The sequence below is a fragment of the Microbacterium sp. AC215 genome, assembly GCF_979258645.1.
In genome coordinates this window covers 2,327,745-2,342,612 of sequence record NZ_OZ409869.1, presented here as the reverse complement: position 1 = coordinate 2,342,612, position 14,868 = coordinate 2,327,745, and the positions used below count along the sequence as shown (strand labels likewise).

16 protein-coding genes and 2 tRNA genes are annotated in these 14,868 nt (G+C 66.1%); 12 read left to right on the top strand and 6 right to left on the bottom strand.

Annotated elements, in window-relative coordinates:
- Positions 1-30 precede the first annotated feature (30 nt).
- The 9 genes from gyrB to ACZZZF_RS11330 all read left to right on the top strand — a co-directional run bounded on the left by gyrB (position 31) and on the right by ACZZZF_RS11330 (position 8,903).
- On the top strand, positions 31-2,100 hold the full coding sequence (gyrB, locus tag ACZZZF_RS11370) for a DNA topoisomerase (ATP-hydrolyzing) subunit B (RefSeq protein ID WP_463498373.1): 2,070 nt from the start codon (positions 31-33) through the stop codon (positions 2,098-2,100).
- A gap of 51 nt (positions 2,101-2,151) precedes the next feature.
- Positions 2,152-4,713 carry a DNA gyrase subunit A gene (gene gyrA, locus ACZZZF_RS11365; protein ID WP_053098243.1) on the top strand — a complete coding sequence of 854 codons (2,562 nt, stop codon included), beginning with the start codon at positions 2,152-2,154 and terminating at the stop codon, positions 4,711-4,713.
- Positions 4,710-5,114 carry a DUF3566 domain-containing protein gene (locus ACZZZF_RS11360; protein WP_053098244.1) on the top strand — a complete coding sequence of 135 codons (405 nt, stop codon included), beginning with the start codon at positions 4,710-4,712 and terminating at the stop codon, positions 5,112-5,114. The genes gyrA and ACZZZF_RS11360 overlap by 4 nt, the downstream gene beginning before the upstream one ends.
- A gap of 136 nt (positions 5,115-5,250) precedes the next feature.
- On the top strand, positions 5,251-6,519 hold the full coding sequence (locus ACZZZF_RS11355; RefSeq protein WP_463498371.1) for a sensor histidine kinase: 1,269 nt from the start codon (positions 5,251-5,253) through the stop codon (positions 6,517-6,519).
- Positions 6,507-7,193 (top strand): LuxR C-terminal-related transcriptional regulator, encoded by a 687-nt coding sequence (locus ACZZZF_RS11350; protein ID WP_056275698.1) that lies wholly within the window; start codon positions 6,507-6,509, stop codon positions 7,191-7,193. The genes ACZZZF_RS11355 and ACZZZF_RS11350 overlap by 13 nt, the downstream gene beginning before the upstream one ends.
- On the top strand, positions 7,190-8,131 hold the full coding sequence (locus ACZZZF_RS11345) for a DUF4097 family beta strand repeat-containing protein (protein WP_463498369.1): 942 nt from the start codon (positions 7,190-7,192) through the stop codon (positions 8,129-8,131). The genes ACZZZF_RS11350 and ACZZZF_RS11345 overlap by 4 nt, the downstream gene beginning before the upstream one ends.
- 85 nt (positions 8,132-8,216) lie before the next feature.
- Positions 8,217-8,290: transfer RNA gene (locus ACZZZF_RS11340), tRNA-Ile, on the top strand.
- A 26-nt stretch (positions 8,291-8,316) separates the two neighbouring features.
- A tRNA-Ala gene (locus ACZZZF_RS11335) sits at positions 8,317-8,389 on the top strand.
- Between the two features lie 232 nt (positions 8,390-8,621).
- The gene (locus ACZZZF_RS11330) at positions 8,622-8,903 is read left to right on the top strand and encodes a hypothetical protein (RefSeq protein WP_056275701.1); all 282 of its coding nucleotides are present in this window, start codon (positions 8,622-8,624) and stop codon (positions 8,901-8,903) included.
- Between the two features lie 22 nt (positions 8,904-8,925).
- Here ACZZZF_RS11330 and ACZZZF_RS11325 read toward each other — a convergent pair whose 3' ends face one another.
- The 3 genes from ACZZZF_RS11325 to ACZZZF_RS11315 form a co-directional block, all read right to left on the bottom strand.
- On the bottom strand, positions 8,926-9,441 hold the full coding sequence (locus ACZZZF_RS11325; protein ID WP_463498367.1) for a DUF3253 domain-containing protein: 516 nt from the start codon (positions 9,439-9,441) through the stop codon (positions 8,926-8,928).
- A 153-nt stretch (positions 9,442-9,594) separates the two neighbouring features.
- Positions 9,595-10,710 carry a M24 family metallopeptidase gene (locus tag ACZZZF_RS11320; protein WP_463498365.1) on the bottom strand — a complete coding sequence of 372 codons (1,116 nt, stop codon included), beginning with the start codon at positions 10,708-10,710 and terminating at the stop codon, positions 9,595-9,597.
- Positions 10,711-10,753: 43 nt separating this feature from the next.
- A complete protein-coding gene (locus tag ACZZZF_RS11315) occupies positions 10,754-11,203 on the bottom strand; it encodes a DUF1801 domain-containing protein (protein WP_056275709.1) in 450 nt (149 codons plus the stop codon).
- 189 nt (positions 11,204-11,392) lie between these two features.
- Between ACZZZF_RS11315 and ACZZZF_RS11310 the strand changes: the two genes are divergently transcribed.
- Positions 11,393-11,815, top strand: a complete 423-nt coding sequence (locus ACZZZF_RS11310) for an NUDIX hydrolase (RefSeq protein ID WP_053098257.1) — start codon at positions 11,393-11,395, stop codon at positions 11,813-11,815.
- Between the two features lies 1 nt (position 11,816).
- On the opposite strand, the gene ACZZZF_RS11305 is transcribed toward ACZZZF_RS11310, so the two are convergent.
- Together ACZZZF_RS11305 and ACZZZF_RS11300 are read right to left on the bottom strand one after the other, a co-directional pair.
- Positions 11,817-12,278, bottom strand: a complete 462-nt coding sequence (locus ACZZZF_RS11305) for an aminoacyl-tRNA deacylase (protein ID WP_463498363.1) — start codon at positions 12,276-12,278, stop codon at positions 11,817-11,819.
- Positions 12,279-12,328: 50 nt separating this feature from the next.
- On the bottom strand, positions 12,329-12,829 hold the full coding sequence (locus ACZZZF_RS11300) for a hypothetical protein (protein ID WP_053098260.1): 501 nt from the start codon (positions 12,827-12,829) through the stop codon (positions 12,329-12,331).
- Between the two features lie 145 nt (positions 12,830-12,974).
- On the opposite strand from ACZZZF_RS11300, the gene ACZZZF_RS11295 reads away from it, so the two are divergent.
- On the top strand, positions 12,975-13,532 hold the full coding sequence (locus ACZZZF_RS11295; protein WP_053098262.1) for a peptidylprolyl isomerase: 558 nt from the start codon (positions 12,975-12,977) through the stop codon (positions 13,530-13,532).
- A 21-nt stretch (positions 13,533-13,553) separates the two neighbouring features.
- Positions 13,554-14,456, top strand: coding sequence for a rhomboid family intramembrane serine protease (locus ACZZZF_RS11290; protein ID WP_053098263.1), 903 nt, complete (start codon positions 13,554-13,556; stop codon positions 14,454-14,456).
- Positions 14,457-14,601: 145 nt separating this feature from the next.
- Here ACZZZF_RS11290 and ACZZZF_RS11285 read toward each other — a convergent pair whose 3' ends face one another.
- Complete coding sequence (locus tag ACZZZF_RS11285) at positions 14,602-14,841, bottom strand: cell division protein CrgA (RefSeq protein WP_042541028.1); 240 nt, start codon at positions 14,839-14,841, stop codon at positions 14,602-14,604.
- Positions 14,842-14,868 lie beyond the last annotated feature (27 nt).

Genomic DNA, 14,868 nt, shown 5'->3' with positions numbered 1-14,868 from the left:
TCGTGATATCGATGTGGAGAATGCCCTCTGATGACGCCTGAATCCCCCGCTGACGAGACGGAATCGACCAACGGGGGAACCCCCGCGACCGAGGGCAAGATCTCACCCAAGGTGAAGCAGCCCGGTGAGTACGGTGCCGACTCGATCCAGATCCTCGAAGGTCTCGAAGCCGTCCGCAAGCGCCCCGGTATGTACATCGGTTCCACAGGACCGCGTGGTCTGCACCACCTCGTCTACGAGATCGTCGACAATTCGGTCGACGAGGCTCTCGCCGGCTACGCCGACACCATCTTCGTGACGCTGCTCGAAGACGGCGGCGTCCGCGTGGTCGACAACGGCCGCGGCATCCCGGTCGATCCCCACTCCTCCGACCCGACGAAGTCCACGGTCGAGGTTGTTCTGACCATCCTGCACGCCGGCGGAAAGTTCGGCGGCGGCGCGTACGCCGTCTCCGGGGGTCTCCACGGCGTCGGCTCGTCGGTGGTCAACGCCCTGTCGACGCGGTTCGACGTCGAGGTCAAGCAGAAGGGCTTCGTCTGGCGGCACAGCTTCGCGAACGGCGGCGTCCCGCAGCAGCAGCTCGAGAAGGGCGAGGCGTCCGACGACACCGGAACCAGCATCACGTTCTGGCCGGACGCCGAGATCTTCACCGAGACCACGAACTTCGAGTACGACACCCTGCGCACGCGCTTCCAGCAGATGGCGTTCCTCAACAAGGGCCTCCGCATCGAGCTGTCCGACGAGCGTCCCGATTCGGCTTACCAGGTCGAGGTGGACGGGCAGCCGACCCTCACTCAGCCGAACGACGTCTTCTTCTACGAGCGCGGTCTCGTCGACTACGTCGAATACCTCAACAAGGTGCGTCACGCCGAGGTCGTCAACGACGAGATCATCGCGTTCGAGTCCGAGGACACCCAGCGCAAGATCTCTCTCGAGGTCGCGATGCAGTGGACCACCTCGTACACCGAGAACGTCTTCACCTACGCGAACACGATCAACACCCACGAGGGTGGCACGCACGAAGAGGGGTTCCGTGCAGCGCTCACCACGCTCGTCAACAAGTACGCCAGGGCGAACAACCTTCTCAAGGAGAAGGACGACAACCTGTCGGGCGACAACGTGCGTGAAGGTCTGACCGCGGTCATCTCGATCAAGCTCGGCGAGCCGCAGTTCGAAGGGCAGACCAAGACGAAGCTCGGCAACACCGAGGCCAAGGCGTTCGTGCAGAAGGTCGTCGGCGACCAGCTCGGCGATTGGTTCGACCGCAACCCGATCCAGGCGAAGAACGTCATCCGCAAGGCGATCGATGCGGCCACCGCTCGTCTCGCCGCGCGCAAGGCCCGCGAGACCGCTCGTCGAAAGAGCGTCTTCGAGTCCGCCGCGATGCCCGACAAGCTCAAGGACTGCACGAGCAAGGATCCTTCGATCAGCGAGATCTTCCTCGTCGAGGGTGACTCGGCAGGTGGCTCCGCTGTGCAGGGTCGCGATCCGCACACGCAGGCGATCCTCGCTCTGCGAGGCAAGATCCTCAACGTCGAGCGCGCGCGTCTCGACAAGGCCCTGGGCAACAAAGAGGTCCAGGCGATGATCCAGGCCTTCGGCACCGGAATCGGCGAAGAGTTCGACATCGAGAAGGCGCGTTATCACAAGATCGTGCTGATGGCGGATGCCGACGTCGACGGCCAGCACATCACGACGCTGCTGCTCACGCTGCTGTTCCGCTACATGCGCGGACTGATCGAGGCCGGCTTCGTGTACCTCGCGATGCCGCCGCTCTACCGTCTCAAGTGGACGAACCAGCCCCACGAGTACGTGTTCAGCGACGCCGAGCGCGACGCGCTGCTCAAGTTCGGACTCGACAACGGCAAGAGGATCCCGAAGGATGCCGGCATCCAGCGCTACAAGGGTCTCGGCGAGATGAACGCCAAGGAGCTGTGGGAGACCACGATGGACCACAGCACCCGGACGCTCCGCCAGGTGACCATCGAGGATGCCGCAGCGGCCGACGAGATCTTCAGCGTGCTGATGGGTGAAGACGTCGAATCGCGACGCAGCTTCATCCAGCGCAACGCCAAGGATGTCCGCTTCCTCGACATCTGACGCGTCCCGCGCCTGCATTCGTTCCCATAACGACCGGAATCGACAACACACATGACTGACGAAGTACGCCCCGAGCCGGCACACGACCACGGCAAGATCGACCAGGTCGACCTGCAGTCCGAGATGCAGCGCAGCTATCTCGACTACGCGATGGCCGTGATCGTCGGCCGTGCGCTGCCCGACGTGCGCGATGGACTCAAGCCCGTCCACCGACGCGTGATCTACGGCATGTACGACGGCGGATTCCGCCCCGACAAGTCCTTCTCGAAGTGCGCTCGCGTGGTCGGCGAGGTCATGGGTCAGTACCACCCGCACGGTGACTCGGCGATCTACGACGCCCTCGTGCGTCTCGTGCAGCCCTGGTCGCTGCGCTACCCGCTGGCCCTCGGCCAGGGCAACTTCGGGTCTCCCGGCAACATGGGTGCCGCGGCCCCCCGGTACACCGAGACCAAGATGGCCCCCCTCGCGCTCGAGATGGTGCGGGACATCGAAGAGGACACGGTCGACTTCACCGACAACTACGACGGCCAGACTCAGGAGCCGACGGTTCTTCCGGCCCGCTTCCCGAACCTCCTCGTCAACGGGTCGGTGGGTATCGCGGTCGGCATGGCCACCAACATCCCTCCGCACAACCTGCGCGAGGTGTCTTCCGCCGCCCTCTGGGCGCTCGACAACCCCGGCCTCCCCCGCGAAGAGCTGCTCGAGGGTCTCATCCAGCGGATCCCCGGCCCCGACTTCCCCACCGGCGCGCAGATCCTCGGCACCAAGGGCGTGCACGAGGCGTACCGCACGGGTCGCGGCTCGATCACCATGCGCGCGGTCGTCAACGTCGAGGAGATCCAGGGCCGCACGTGCCTCGTGATCACCGAGCTGCCGTACCAGGTGAACCCCGACAACGTCGCGGTGAAGATCGGCGACCTCGCCCGTGACGGCAAGATCACCGGCATCGCCGACATCCGCGACGAGTCGTCCGACCGCACGGGTCAGCGTCTCGTGGTCGTGCTCAAGCGCGATGCGGTCGCGAAGGTCGTGCTCAACAACCTGTACAAGCACACGCAGCTGCAGGAGAACTTCGGCGCGAACATGCTCGCGATCGTCGACGGCGTGCCGCGCACGCTCGCGATCGACGGGTTCGTGACCCACTGGATCACGCACCAGCTCGAAGTGATCGTCCGACGCACGCGCTTCCGTCTCGCCAAGGCAGAGGCTCGCATGCACATCCTGCGCGCCTACCTCAAGGCGCTCGACGCTCTCGACGAGGTCATCGCTCTCATCCGTCGATCGCAGACCACGCAGGATGCGAACGAGGGACTGCAGAAGCTCCTCGACATCGACGACATCCAGGCCCAGGCCATCCTCGACATGCAGCTGCGCCGACTGGCCGCCCTCGAGCGTCAGAAGATCCTCGACGAGGCCTCGGAGCTCGAGCGGCTGATCGGCGAGTACCAGGCGATCCTCGTCGACGAGTCGCTGCAGCGCGACATCATCCGCGAAGAGCTCACCGGCATCGTCGAGCGCTTCGGAGACGACCGTCGCACGCACATCCTGCACGGCTTCGACGGCGACGTCTCGATGGAAGACCTCATCGCCGAAGAGGAGATGGTCGTCACCATCACCCGCGCCGGCTACATCAAGCGCACGCGCAGCGACAACTACCGGTCGCAGCACCGCGGCGGCAAGGGCATCAAGGGCGCCCAGCTGCGGGCCGATGACATCGTCGAGCACTTCTTCGTGACGACGACGCACCACTGGCTGCTGTTCTTCACCGACAAGGGTCGCGTCTACCGTTCGAAGACCTACGAGGTTCCCGAGGCCGGCCGCGATGCGAAGGGAACGCACGTCGCGAACCTCCTCGCCCTGCAGCCCGACGAGAACATCGCGCAGGTGCTCGACATCCGCGACTACGGGGTCGCCGACTATCTCGTTCTCGCGACGCGCGACGGTCTGGTCAAGAAGACGCGTCTCGACGCGTACGACACCAACCGCCAGGGCGGCGTCATCGCGATCCGCCTGAATGACGAGGACGAGCTGGTCTCGGCTCTCATGGTGAACGCTGAGGATGACATCCTGCTCATCAGCCGCCGCGGCATGTCCGTCCGGTTCAGTGCGACCGATGATGCGCTGCGACCGATGGGACGCGCGACCGCCGGCGTGAAGGGCATGAAGTTCCGTGAGGGCGACAGCCTGCTGTCGGCATCCGTCGCCGCCCTCGGCCAGTTCGTGTTCGTGGTGACCGACGGCGGCTATGCGAAGCGCACCGCCATCGAGGAATACCGCGTCCAGGGACGCGGTGGATTCGGCATCAAGGTCGCCAAGCTCAACGATGATCGGGGCACTCTCGCGGGTGGTCTGATGGTCTCCTCCGACGACGAGGTCCTTGTGGTTCTGTCCAGCGGCAAGGTGGTACGCTCTGCCGTGGCCGAGGTGCCCGCGAAGGGCCGAGACACCATGGGAGTGGTGTTCGCACGGACGACGGAAGCCGACCGGATCCTCGCCATCGCCCGCAACGGTGAGCGGGGCCTCACCGAAGAAGACGAATCGGATGAGGCTGCGGTGGACTCCGAGTCCACGGCCCCCGAGACGAACGAGAACCCTGAGGAAGCAGACGCATGAGCACAGTAGCCGACAAGCTGGCGAAGAAGTCCACGCGCAAGACCGGTGGCAAGCAGGTGCGCCTGCGCCTCGTCTACGTGGATTTCTGGTCGGCCGTGAAGCTGTCGTTCCTGGGCGCTGTGGCGCTCGCGATCGTGACGATGGTGTCGTTCTTCCTGATCTTCCTCGTGCTGCAGGCGACCGGCATCCTCACGCAGGCGGATGAGTTCATCGGAACCATCACCGACAACTCCGTGCGGATCTCCGAGGTCGCCGGCCTGCCGCAGGTGATGGCATTCGCCGCGGTGGTCTCGATCCTCAACCTCATCGTGTTCACGGTGCTGGGTGCGGTCATCGCCGGGATCTACAACGTCGCCGTGAAGGTGACCGGCGGACTGCTGGTCGGGTTCATGTCGAACTGATCGTCAGGATTCGAGGAGGGGCGGATGCGAACAGCATCCGCCCCTCTTCTGTTCTCCGACGGAGTAGGGAAAACCCGAACCCGGGTCTCCGGTTGCCTCGGTGTCGGCCGGATCGGGGCCGCCGTACCTTTGAACCATGACGACACACACTGCCACGCCACCACCGGCGACGGCCACGAAGCCGCCGTTGCGCATCGTGCTCTCTATCCTGCATCTCGCGGGAATCGGAGTCATCGGCGGCTTCATCTTCGCGACTCTTTCCGGACTCCTCGGCACCGGCCTCGGCCTGCTCTTCGCGGCGGGCGTCGGCATCGTGCTGCTCGTCGGGCTCGTGTACGCCCTGTTCGGCGTCGGCTGGTTCGAGGTCGCGCGAGTCAGCGCTCTCTACAGGTCGCCCATCACGCCGCTCAGATGGCGCCCTCGGGATCGCCCCGGGTTCGCGGGCTGGCTCCGCTCGCTCGGCCGCCAGGCCATCGACGGCCGCATGTGGAGGGCCCTCGCGAACTTCGCGATCACCGCCGTTCTCGGCTGGATCGTGCTGCGGCTCGCCTTCGGCCTCGTCTGGTCGATCGCCGTCTCGTTCGCTCCTCTCACGGGAACGGATGCCGTGATGGGTCCGTTCGGCGGGGGCGGCATCGACCCCGCGTGGGCACCGCTCATCGGGATCCTCGGAGTCGCCGCGTGCCTCGCCGGAATGATCGGACTGGCGCTCCTCAACCGCGTGCTCTCACTCGCCATCGTCGTTCGCAGCCGCGAGGCCGAGCTCACGGAGCGAGTGCGCACCAGCACTGCTCAGCGTGAGGGCGCTGTACGTGCCGCGGATGTCGAACGCACACGTATCGAGCGTGACCTGCACGACGGCGTCCAACCGCGACTCGTATCGGTGGGCATGACCCTGGGGCTCGCCCAGCAGAAGATCGACAACGACCCGGATGCCGCGAAGGACCTGATCGCCGAGGCGCACACCTCGACCAAGGCCGCGATCACCGAGCTGCGTCAGCTGGCCCGTGGCATCCATGCATCGGTCCTCGACGACCGGGGCCTGGACGCGGCGCTGTCCGCCCTCGCCGGCCGCTCGCACATCCCCGTGCATCTCGATGTGCGCATGGACGGCCGCTGCAGCCGCGAGGCCGAAGCCGCGGTCTACTTCTCGATCGCCGAGTCGCTCACCAACGCCGCGAAGCATTCGCGGGCCAGCGAGGCGCGTGTCACTGTCCGCCTCCGCGACGGAGGGGTGCTCTGGGCCCGCGTCGAGGACAACGGCATGGGCGGCGCCCAGGTGCAGCCCGGCGGAGGCCTCGACGGCATCGCGAATCGCATCCTCGCAGCCGGCGGAACCTTCCGCCTCGAGAGCCCGGTCGGCGGACCGACCAGCCTGGAGGTGAACGTGCCATGCGCATCCTGATCTGCGAGGACTCCGTCCTGCTGCGCGAGGGACTCGTGCGACTGCTCGAGGACGCCGGACACAGTGTGGTCGCGGCTCTTCCCGACACCAGCGGTCTCAGCGAGGCCGTCATCGAGACGGATCCCGAGCTGTGCATCCTCGACGTACGGCTCCCCCCGACCTTCACCGACGAGGGCATCCGCGCGGCGCTCGGACTCCGGGACACCAACCCCGCGCTTCCGCTGCTCGTGCTCTCTCAGTACGTCGAGGAGCGGTATGCGTCGGACCTCATCGCCGCACAGGGCGGGCCCCTGGGATATCTGCTCAAGGACAGGGTCGCCGACGTCTCTGAGTTCCTCGCCTCCGTGCAGCGGATCTCCGAGGGTGCCACCGTGCTCGACCCCGAGGTCGTGGCTCAGCTGCTCACCCGCCGCAACCGCGACGACCGGATGCAGCGTCTCACCGAGCGCGAACGGACCGTGCTCGCACTGATCGCCGAGGGCAAGTCGAACCAGGCCATCGCCGGTCTGCTCTTTCTCTCGGAGGCGAGCGTCGAGAAGCACATCACCGCGATCTTCCAGAAGCTGGGCTTCGAACAGGGCGAGTCGGGCAACCGACGCGTGCTGGCGGCCCTGGCACACATCGAGAACACGGGCGGCTCGACGCCGACCGGACAGACAGGACTGGGACGATGACCACGAACAACGACGACTACCAGGGCGGGCACACGCCCCTCACTCCCCCGCCGGCGTCCGCGCCGCAGGGACAGGAGCCCACACCGGCACCGGCGCCCGCGCAGGCGCAGGCGGCACCGGCCGATGCCGGCCGCTCTTCGGGGACGACGGCGATCATGATCGTCACGGCGATCGTCGGCGGCATCGCGCTCCTCGGAGCGGGCGGGTCGGCGGCTGTCGCCGCCACCGGCAGCATGATGGCCTCCACTCAGGGCAGCGACGCCGTGCTGACCGAGGATGCGTCCGGCATCGACACGCTCGACCTCGACGTGGATGCCGGCAACATGCGCATCGAGTTCGGTGACGTCGAGGAGGCCGAGCTGGCAGTGACGAACGCTCGCGGCCCCGCCTGGAGACTCGAACGCGAGGGCGACGAGCTGATCGTCCGCAGCCCGGAGTTCCGCTTCGGATGGTGGTTCGGCGAGTGGTTCGGCGACGACCAGTCGGCGGTGCTGACCCTGCCTGAAGAGCTGAGCGACGCGCAGCTCGATGCCGACCTCACTCTCGATGCGGGCAGTCTCGATGTGGTCGGAGACTTCGGCGCCCTCGACGTCACGGTCAACGCCGGTGCGCTCGATGTCGAAGGTGCGGCGAGCAGCCTCAGCATCGACATGAGCGCGGGTCGTGCCGATGCGATGCTCGACGGCGTCGACGCGGCCGATCTCAGTGTGTCGGCGGGCGACCTCACCGTCGAGCTGACGGGCCGGGCACCGTCTGAGACGACGATCGACGTGAGCGCGGGCTCGGTCGATCTCACGGTTCCGGATGAGTCGTACTCGATCATCCAGGACGTCAGCGCCGGATCGCTCGACGCGAAGGTCGATCAGTCATCCGGCACCCGGAACACGATCGACGTCACACTTGCGGCAGGCAGTGTGACGATCCGTCCGGGCCGCTGATTCCGATCGAGGGCGAGGGCGCGCCGGTGCCCTCGCCCTCGATTGGGTATTTCGGGAAATCTCCGGTAAAGTTTCGGAGGTTGACGGGCCCATAGCTCAGGCGGTTAGAGCGCTTCACTGATAATGAAGAGGTCCCAGGTTCAAGTCCTGGTGGGCCCACTCCTCAACTAAATGAATACCCTCACGGGGCCTTAGCTCAGTTGGTAGAGCGCCTGCTTTGCAAGCAGGATGTCAGGAGTTCGAATCTCCTAGGCTCCACACTGTGTTGAGACAGTTCGAGAAGGCCCCGCCATGTGCGGGGCCTTCTCGTTTTCGAATGTCTCCACAGGTGTTAACAACCCTGTTAACAACTGCTCGCGCGGTGCCATCTGAGTGCACAGCTGTGGATGGACCTGTTAACAACGAGGGCGATGCGGCACCCGCCTCTCACTAGACCTCCTAGATATCAACCCCCCTCCGTATTCTCAGGTCGAGGGCGTAGCGTGCTGGCATGACCGACGGGAAGACGATGATCCAGACCGAGATCGTGTTCGATGGATCGAGCTACTTACTCGCCCAGGATCAGAACATCGATGATCTGCGAGAACGTATCGAGTCAGCCACGAAGACCGCCGGCACCTTCGTCGACATGGTCGTCGTCGGCAACCGGGCAGTCAGCGTGCTCATCACCCCGACGACGCAAGTGACGATCAGTGTGGCGACTGTGGCATATGACCCCCGCGATACCGGTGACGTCGACTTCCCGTACACCGGTTTCTACGACGAGCTCTGACTCCACGCGTCTGAGCGGGTGATCAGAGGTTCGGCCCGCGGACCATGCGCACCGGGCCTCTGGCGTCGTCGATGGACACCTTCTCGCCCTTCTGCGTCATGACGATCTCATCGCGCTCGGCGAGTGCAGCCGCGATTCGGCGGACGTCCGACATGGTCGAGCGCCACGAGTCCCCGCCTACAGTCCGAGCGACGTCACTCGGACAGATCGAAGACTCGCCCCGCTTGCGGATGAGCGCGCGCATCGCGGCCGCGATCCTCTCGTCGAAGTCGTCGCCGGTGCGGTCCTCCCACCAGGGCGCCCCTCGTTCCCCGAGAGCGGTCTTCGCGTCCTGCACCCGACGTCGTGCGTCCGGCTCCTGCGCCTTCACCGCGCGCCGCGCAGCCATCAGCTCGTTGATCAGCTCCTGGCGGAACGTCTCGGGGATCGAGGGGTCGGTCGCGCGCCACCGCCGGCCGTCGATGACGACGTGGTGACCGTCGGGCGTGCGCTCCGGGCCGCTCGCACCGCCGCCCTTCGCGCTGTCGTCCGAGGTCATGCCGCCAGTCAATCCGACCATGATCAGGTCGACCAGGGGCTTGACCGGACCTGGTACCCCCGATCGAGAGGAGATCTGCGCTGCGGAGGACGAGTCGACGGACAAGCGCCCTCCCGTGTGCGGATCTCCTCCCGAACTGCTCTCGGTCGGGGGTCAGACGGCGCGCAGGTCGTGCGGGGCGACGTTGAGACGCTCGCACCCGTCGGCGGTCACGACGACGATGTCCTCGATGCGTGCGCCCCATCGGCCGGCGAAGTAGATCCCGGGCTCGATGCTGAACGCCATGCCCTCACGCAGCACGAGATCGTTGCCGGGCGCGATGTAGGGCTCTTCGTGTACCGAGACGCCGATGCCGTGACCCGTGCGGTGCAGAAAGGCCTCGCCGAGCCCCGCCTCGGCGAGTACGGACCGCGCCGCGGCATCGACAGCCTCGGCCGTCGCGCCGGGGCGCACGGCGTCGACAGCGGCCTGTTGAGCGCGGACGAGCACGGCGATGCGATCGGCGGCTTCACTGTCGGGTGTGCCGACCACGTAGGTGCGGGTGCTGTCGGAGTTGTAGCCGCTCGGCACGGCGCCGCCGATGTCGACGACGACGACGTCTCCGTCCTCGATCACGCGGTCGGACACCTCGTGGTGGGGATCCGCGCCGTTGGGTCCCGAGCCGACGATGACGAACTCGACGGTGCGGTGGCCCTCGGCCACGATGGCCTCGGCGATGTCGGCCGCCACCTCGCGCTCGGTGCGCCCCGCCCGCAGCCACTCGGGCACTCGACGATGCACTGCGTCGATCGCGGAGCCGGCACGCCGGAGCTCGGCGACCTCTTCAGCATCCTTGATCATGCGGCCCTCACGCAGCACCGGGGTGGCGAGCTCGACGCGCACGTCGATCCGATCGGAGAGCGGGATCACGTGCAACGCCGGCAGAGCGTCTGAAACTCCCACTCGCGTGACTGCGCCCAGGGCGGCGGCCACGAGGTCGTAGGGATTCTGTCCGTCGACCCAGTCGGAGACGGCGAGGCCGAGCTCACCCACCGCCGTGGTCCTGACCTTCGCCAACTCCATGCGCGGCACGATGACGGCGGGAGCGATGCCGGGTCCGAGCACGAGTGCGGTGAGGCGCTCGATCGTGTCTCCCTCGACGCCGACCAGATACTCCAGATCAGGGCCAGGACCCACCACTATCCCGTCGAGACCGGCGTCAGCGGCAAGCGCTGCTGCGCGGTCGAGTCGAGCGGCGTACACGGAGGCGGGGAACGGCAGTGTGCTCACGGCATCCACGCTACTGCGCCGGCCGTTCCCCGGGAACGGCGACTCAGCTGACGGCGAGGCGGATGCGCTCGGTGAGAACCTTGCGGTTCGCGGCAGAGAGATCGAGCAGCGCGTATGCGGTCGGCCACATCGTGCCGTCGTCGAGGTTCGAGATCGGCTCGAAACCGAACGTGCCGTACCTGACCTTGAACTTGCTGGCCGGCTGGAAGAAGCAGAGCACCTTGCCGTCCTTGCCCCAAGCGGGCATGCCGTAATACGTCCGCGGCATGAGCTCGGGAGCGACCTCGGTCACGAGGTCGTGGAGCGCCTTCGACAGCTCTCGATCGTTGTCATCGGGAAGCTTCGCGATCGCCGCCTCGAGGTCTGCGACACCCTCGGCCCGCACCTCCTCCGGGGTCTTCTTGGCACGAGACCGAGACTTGCGCTTGTCGGCCGCGGCCTCCTTCATCGCCTCGCGCTCTTCGGCACTGAAGTTCTTCTCGTTGTCAGCCATGGCCGACTCCTTTCACTGTGTGATCTGCGATGAATCTCACACTACGGATGCGGCGCACTGCTGTGCTTCTTGATTCGTGATCGATGTCTCGGGGTCGAGCGTGACGAGCCGGACGCCTCTCGAGGCGAGGTTTCGTCCAGGATCGTCATGCGCGTACCCTGGCTGAACCCCGGCCACTATGGTGGACGCATGGATATGCGGGTCGCGGCATACGCGGTCGTCACCGATGACGACGGTCGCATACTTCTCGCGCGCTGGACCGAGGGTCGTCGAGTGGCATGGACGATGCCCGGCGGAGGGCTGGAACCGGGTGAGGCTCCCGAGGACGCCGTGCGGCGTGAGCTGCGCGAGGAGACCGGCTACACGGTCAAGGTCGGCGAGCTGCTGGGCATCCATTCGAGGGTGATCCCGGCGAGCCAGCGGGTGAACCAGTCGGATCAGCCTCTGCACACCCTGCGCATCGTCTACCGGGCGTCGGTGACGGGCGGCAAGCTGACATTCGAGGCCGATGGCTCGACCGACATGGCGGAGTGGTTCCCGCTCAAAGCCGTGAAGGAACTGCAGAGGGTCAAGCTGGTCGACATCGCCCTGCGGATGGCCGGCATCCTCTGACTCAGTCGCGGGCCTCTTCGGGCACCGAGATGTCGGCGACTGTGGCACCGTACGCGGCGATGAGGTCATCGGCGTCGACGAAGAGGCTGTAGCCGTGAGCGCCGGCACCCATGGCGATCCGCTGCCCGACGATCGACTCGTCGGCGAAGACCGGCCAGTCCGTGGTGCTGCCGATGGGCACGATTGTTCCGCGCTCGTAGCCGGTCGCCGCGAGGGCGAGATCAGGCTCGGGCAGGCGGAGCTTGTTCACTCCGACGACCGCACGCAGCTTCGGCCACGAAATCGATCTGCCGCCGGGAACCAGCGCGAAGAGATACGTGTCGTCCGACCGCTTGACGACGAGCGTCTTGACCATGCCGGAGGGCGGGATGCCGAGCAGCTCAGCCGCCTCGAAGAGACTGCGGGCGGCAGGACGCTCGCGGATCTCGATATCGAGCCCGCGAGCCGCTGCGGCGTCCCTCACCCGGGCATGGAGATCCCCCGGCTCAGTGGCCGGGGGCTCCGATGTCGAGGTCACGCGTCAGGTGCGGAGAGCGGGTCGTCGGCGACCCAGAGCTCGTCGTCTGCGCGCAGTGCCTGCCACGCGGCGTAGAGAACGCCGGCCGCTGCGGCGACTCCGAGGATCAGGGCGATGACCGAACCGACGCTCGGGCCCTTCGGCTCGGGCTGAGTGGCCTTCCTGACCTTCTTCACGACGCCTTCGCGCTTGGCGTTCGCGACATCCCACGCGGTGAGCGCGGTGCCGACGACTCCGCCGACGATGGGGACGACCTTGTCGTCCACCACGTGGTGACCGAAGCGGACGCCGCGGTCGACGACCGGTGCGACGCGACGGTTGTAGGTGTCCTGGACGACAGGACCGACCTGCTCGCGACCGAAGTGGCCGAGCTGACGTCCGGCTTCACGCGCGACGTCGGCGGCGTGGCCGACGAGGACCTGCTGGTTCTCCCAGAGCTGGTTGGCGTCGTTCTGAAGACGACGCAGCTCCTTCTTCCGCTTGCGGCTGATGCTCACGATGCTCTCCTGTCGATTGGAGTACGGATTCCCCATCTTGCCACGCGACCGTGTATGGGGCGAGGGAATCGCCGAACCCTTGCGTCGGAGGCCGATGAGCGCTAGACGCGGGCCAACTCATGGGAAGCTCTGCGAGAATGGACCCATGGCTCACGCTTCTCATGTCGCAACCCTGCACACCAACCACGGTGACATCGTCATCAACCTCTTCGGCGACCACGCCCCGAAGACGGTCAAGAACTTCGTCGGCCTCGCCGACGGCACCCAGGAGTGGACGCACCCCGCCACCGGCAAGCCGGGCGAGGGTGCTCTCTACAAGGACGTCATCTTCCACCGCATCATCCCGAACTTCATGATCCAGGGCGGCGACCCGCTCGGACAGGGCGTCGGGGGCCCCGGATACAACTTCGACGACGAGATCAACATGGAGCTCAACTTCAACGAGCCCTACATCCTCGCCATGGCCAACGCCGGTCTGCGTCGCAACGCCATCACGGGCAAGGCCGAGGGAACCAACGGCTCGCAGTTCTTCATCACGACCGACCCCACCCCCTGGCTCCAGGGCAAGCACACGATCTTCGGCGAGGTCGCCGATGACGCCTCCAAGGCTGTCGTCGACGCGATCGCCGCTGTGCCGACGGCTGCGGGCGACCGTCCCATCGAGCCGGTCGTGCTGCAGTCGATCGACATCGTCGCGGCCTGACGCCGACGCTGGCCGATCCGGATGACGACGCCTGAGTTCGCGGACAACCGCGACAACTTCTGCTACCGGCATCCGGATCGGCAGAGCTTCGTGCTCTGTCAGCGGTGCCTGCGCACGATCTGCCCCGAATGCCAGACGCAGGCGGCTGTCGGGGTCATCTGCCCCGAGTGCATGGCCGCAGAGCGAAAGAACCGCAGTCCCGCCCAGAAGCGCGCCGAGCGTCGCTGGGGCGGGCGCGGCGCCGCACTCGCCTCGCGTGGCAGCGGCAAGCCCGTCGTCACGTACTCGCTGCTGGCGATCACGTCGTTCATCGGGCTCCTTCAGCTCATCCCGGGAGTGGGCCAGGCGATCACGGGCCAGCTGCTCTTCGCGGCGGGCTATCTGTATCCGGATCTGTCGCTCATGCCGTTCGAACCGTGGCGGCTTCTCACGGCTGTGTTCGTGCATGGCGGTTTCCTGCATCTCGCGCTCAACATGCTGGCACTGTGGATGCTGGGTCAGAGTCTCGAACCGATGCTCGGCAGAATCCGCTTCCTGTCGCTGTACCTGATCAGCGGGCTCGGCGGTTCCGTCGCCGTCGCATTGCTCGCGCCCGGAACCGCGACGGTGGGCGCCTCCGGCGCGATCTTCGGCCTGATGGCCGCCTTGCTGATCATCGGACGGCACATCGGGGCGAACGTGACCGGCATCCTCGTGATCCTCGGCATCAACTTCGTCGTCGGCTTCGTGTTCTCTCAGAACATCGCCTGGCAGGCGCACCTCGGCGGGGCGATCGTCGGTGCGCTCGTGGCGTTCATCCTCACGAGGACCCGACGGCGTGAGCAGCGGACGCTACAGATCGTGCTGCTCGTTGCCGTCGTTGTCGCGCTCGTCCTGATCGTCGCCCTGTTGGTACCGTTCCTGATCACGACGGTTTACTCCTGATCAGAAGTTGTTAACAGGGTTGTTGACCGATGTGAATAACATCTGTGTAATTCTCCCCATGTTGGGGATAACCTGTGGATAACTCAGAAGAAGGCCCCTCTCGCCAACGCGAGAGGGGCATTCTTCGAAATCGGTGGGGCGGGCGTCAGCGCCAGCGTGTGGTCATCAGGAAGCCGATCAGGGCGATGCCCAGGCCGATCGCAAGGTTCCAGTTGTCGAGCCCCGGGATCGGGAACTGCATGCCCGAGATGTAGAACACGAGGATCCACACGAGACCGAGGAGCATGAAGCCGACCATCACCGGCTTGAACCACACCGCGTTGGGTGCGGCTTCGCCTTCGCTGCGCGGAGCTTCGGGTTCTTCGGTCTTGCGGTCGCGTGCCATTCCCACAGTGTACCCAAGAGTGTCATA

What these genes read in the sequence shown, in the direction of transcription:
- gyrB (WP_463498373.1), top strand. Translation starts at nt 31, where the DNA reads ATGACGCCTGAATCCCCCGCTGACGAGACGGAATCGACCAACGGGGGA.
- gyrA (WP_053098243.1), top strand. Translation starts at nt 2,152, where the DNA reads ATGACTGACGAAGTACGCCCCGAGCCGGCACACGACCACGGCAAGATC.
- ACZZZF_RS11360 (WP_053098244.1), top strand. Translation starts at nt 4,710, where the DNA reads ATGAGCACAGTAGCCGACAAGCTGGCGAAGAAGTCCACGCGCAAGACC.
- ACZZZF_RS11355 (WP_463498371.1), top strand. Translation starts at nt 5,251, where the DNA reads ATGACGACACACACTGCCACGCCACCACCGGCGACGGCCACGAAGCCG.
- ACZZZF_RS11350 (WP_056275698.1), top strand. Translation starts at nt 6,507, where the DNA reads ATGCGCATCCTGATCTGCGAGGACTCCGTCCTGCTGCGCGAGGGACTC.
- ACZZZF_RS11345 (WP_463498369.1), top strand. Translation starts at nt 7,190, where the DNA reads ATGACCACGAACAACGACGACTACCAGGGCGGGCACACGCCCCTCACT.
- ACZZZF_RS11330 (WP_056275701.1), top strand. Translation starts at nt 8,622, where the DNA reads ATGACCGACGGGAAGACGATGATCCAGACCGAGATCGTGTTCGATGGA.
- ACZZZF_RS11325 (WP_463498367.1), bottom strand. Translation starts at nt 9,441, where the DNA reads ATGACCTCGGACGACAGCGCGAAGGGCGGCGGTGCGAGCGGCCCGGAG.
- ACZZZF_RS11315 (WP_056275709.1), bottom strand. Translation starts at nt 11,203, where the DNA reads ATGGCTGACAACGAGAAGAACTTCAGTGCCGAAGAGCGCGAGGCGATG.
- ACZZZF_RS11310 (WP_053098257.1), top strand. Translation starts at nt 11,393, where the DNA reads ATGGATATGCGGGTCGCGGCATACGCGGTCGTCACCGATGACGACGGT.
- ACZZZF_RS11295 (WP_053098262.1), top strand. Translation starts at nt 12,975, where the DNA reads ATGGCTCACGCTTCTCATGTCGCAACCCTGCACACCAACCACGGTGAC.
- ACZZZF_RS11290 (WP_053098263.1), top strand. Translation starts at nt 13,554, where the DNA reads ATGACGACGCCTGAGTTCGCGGACAACCGCGACAACTTCTGCTACCGG.
- ACZZZF_RS11285 (WP_042541028.1), bottom strand. Translation starts at nt 14,841, where the DNA reads ATGGCACGCGACCGCAAGACCGAAGAACCCGAAGCTCCGCGCAGCGAA.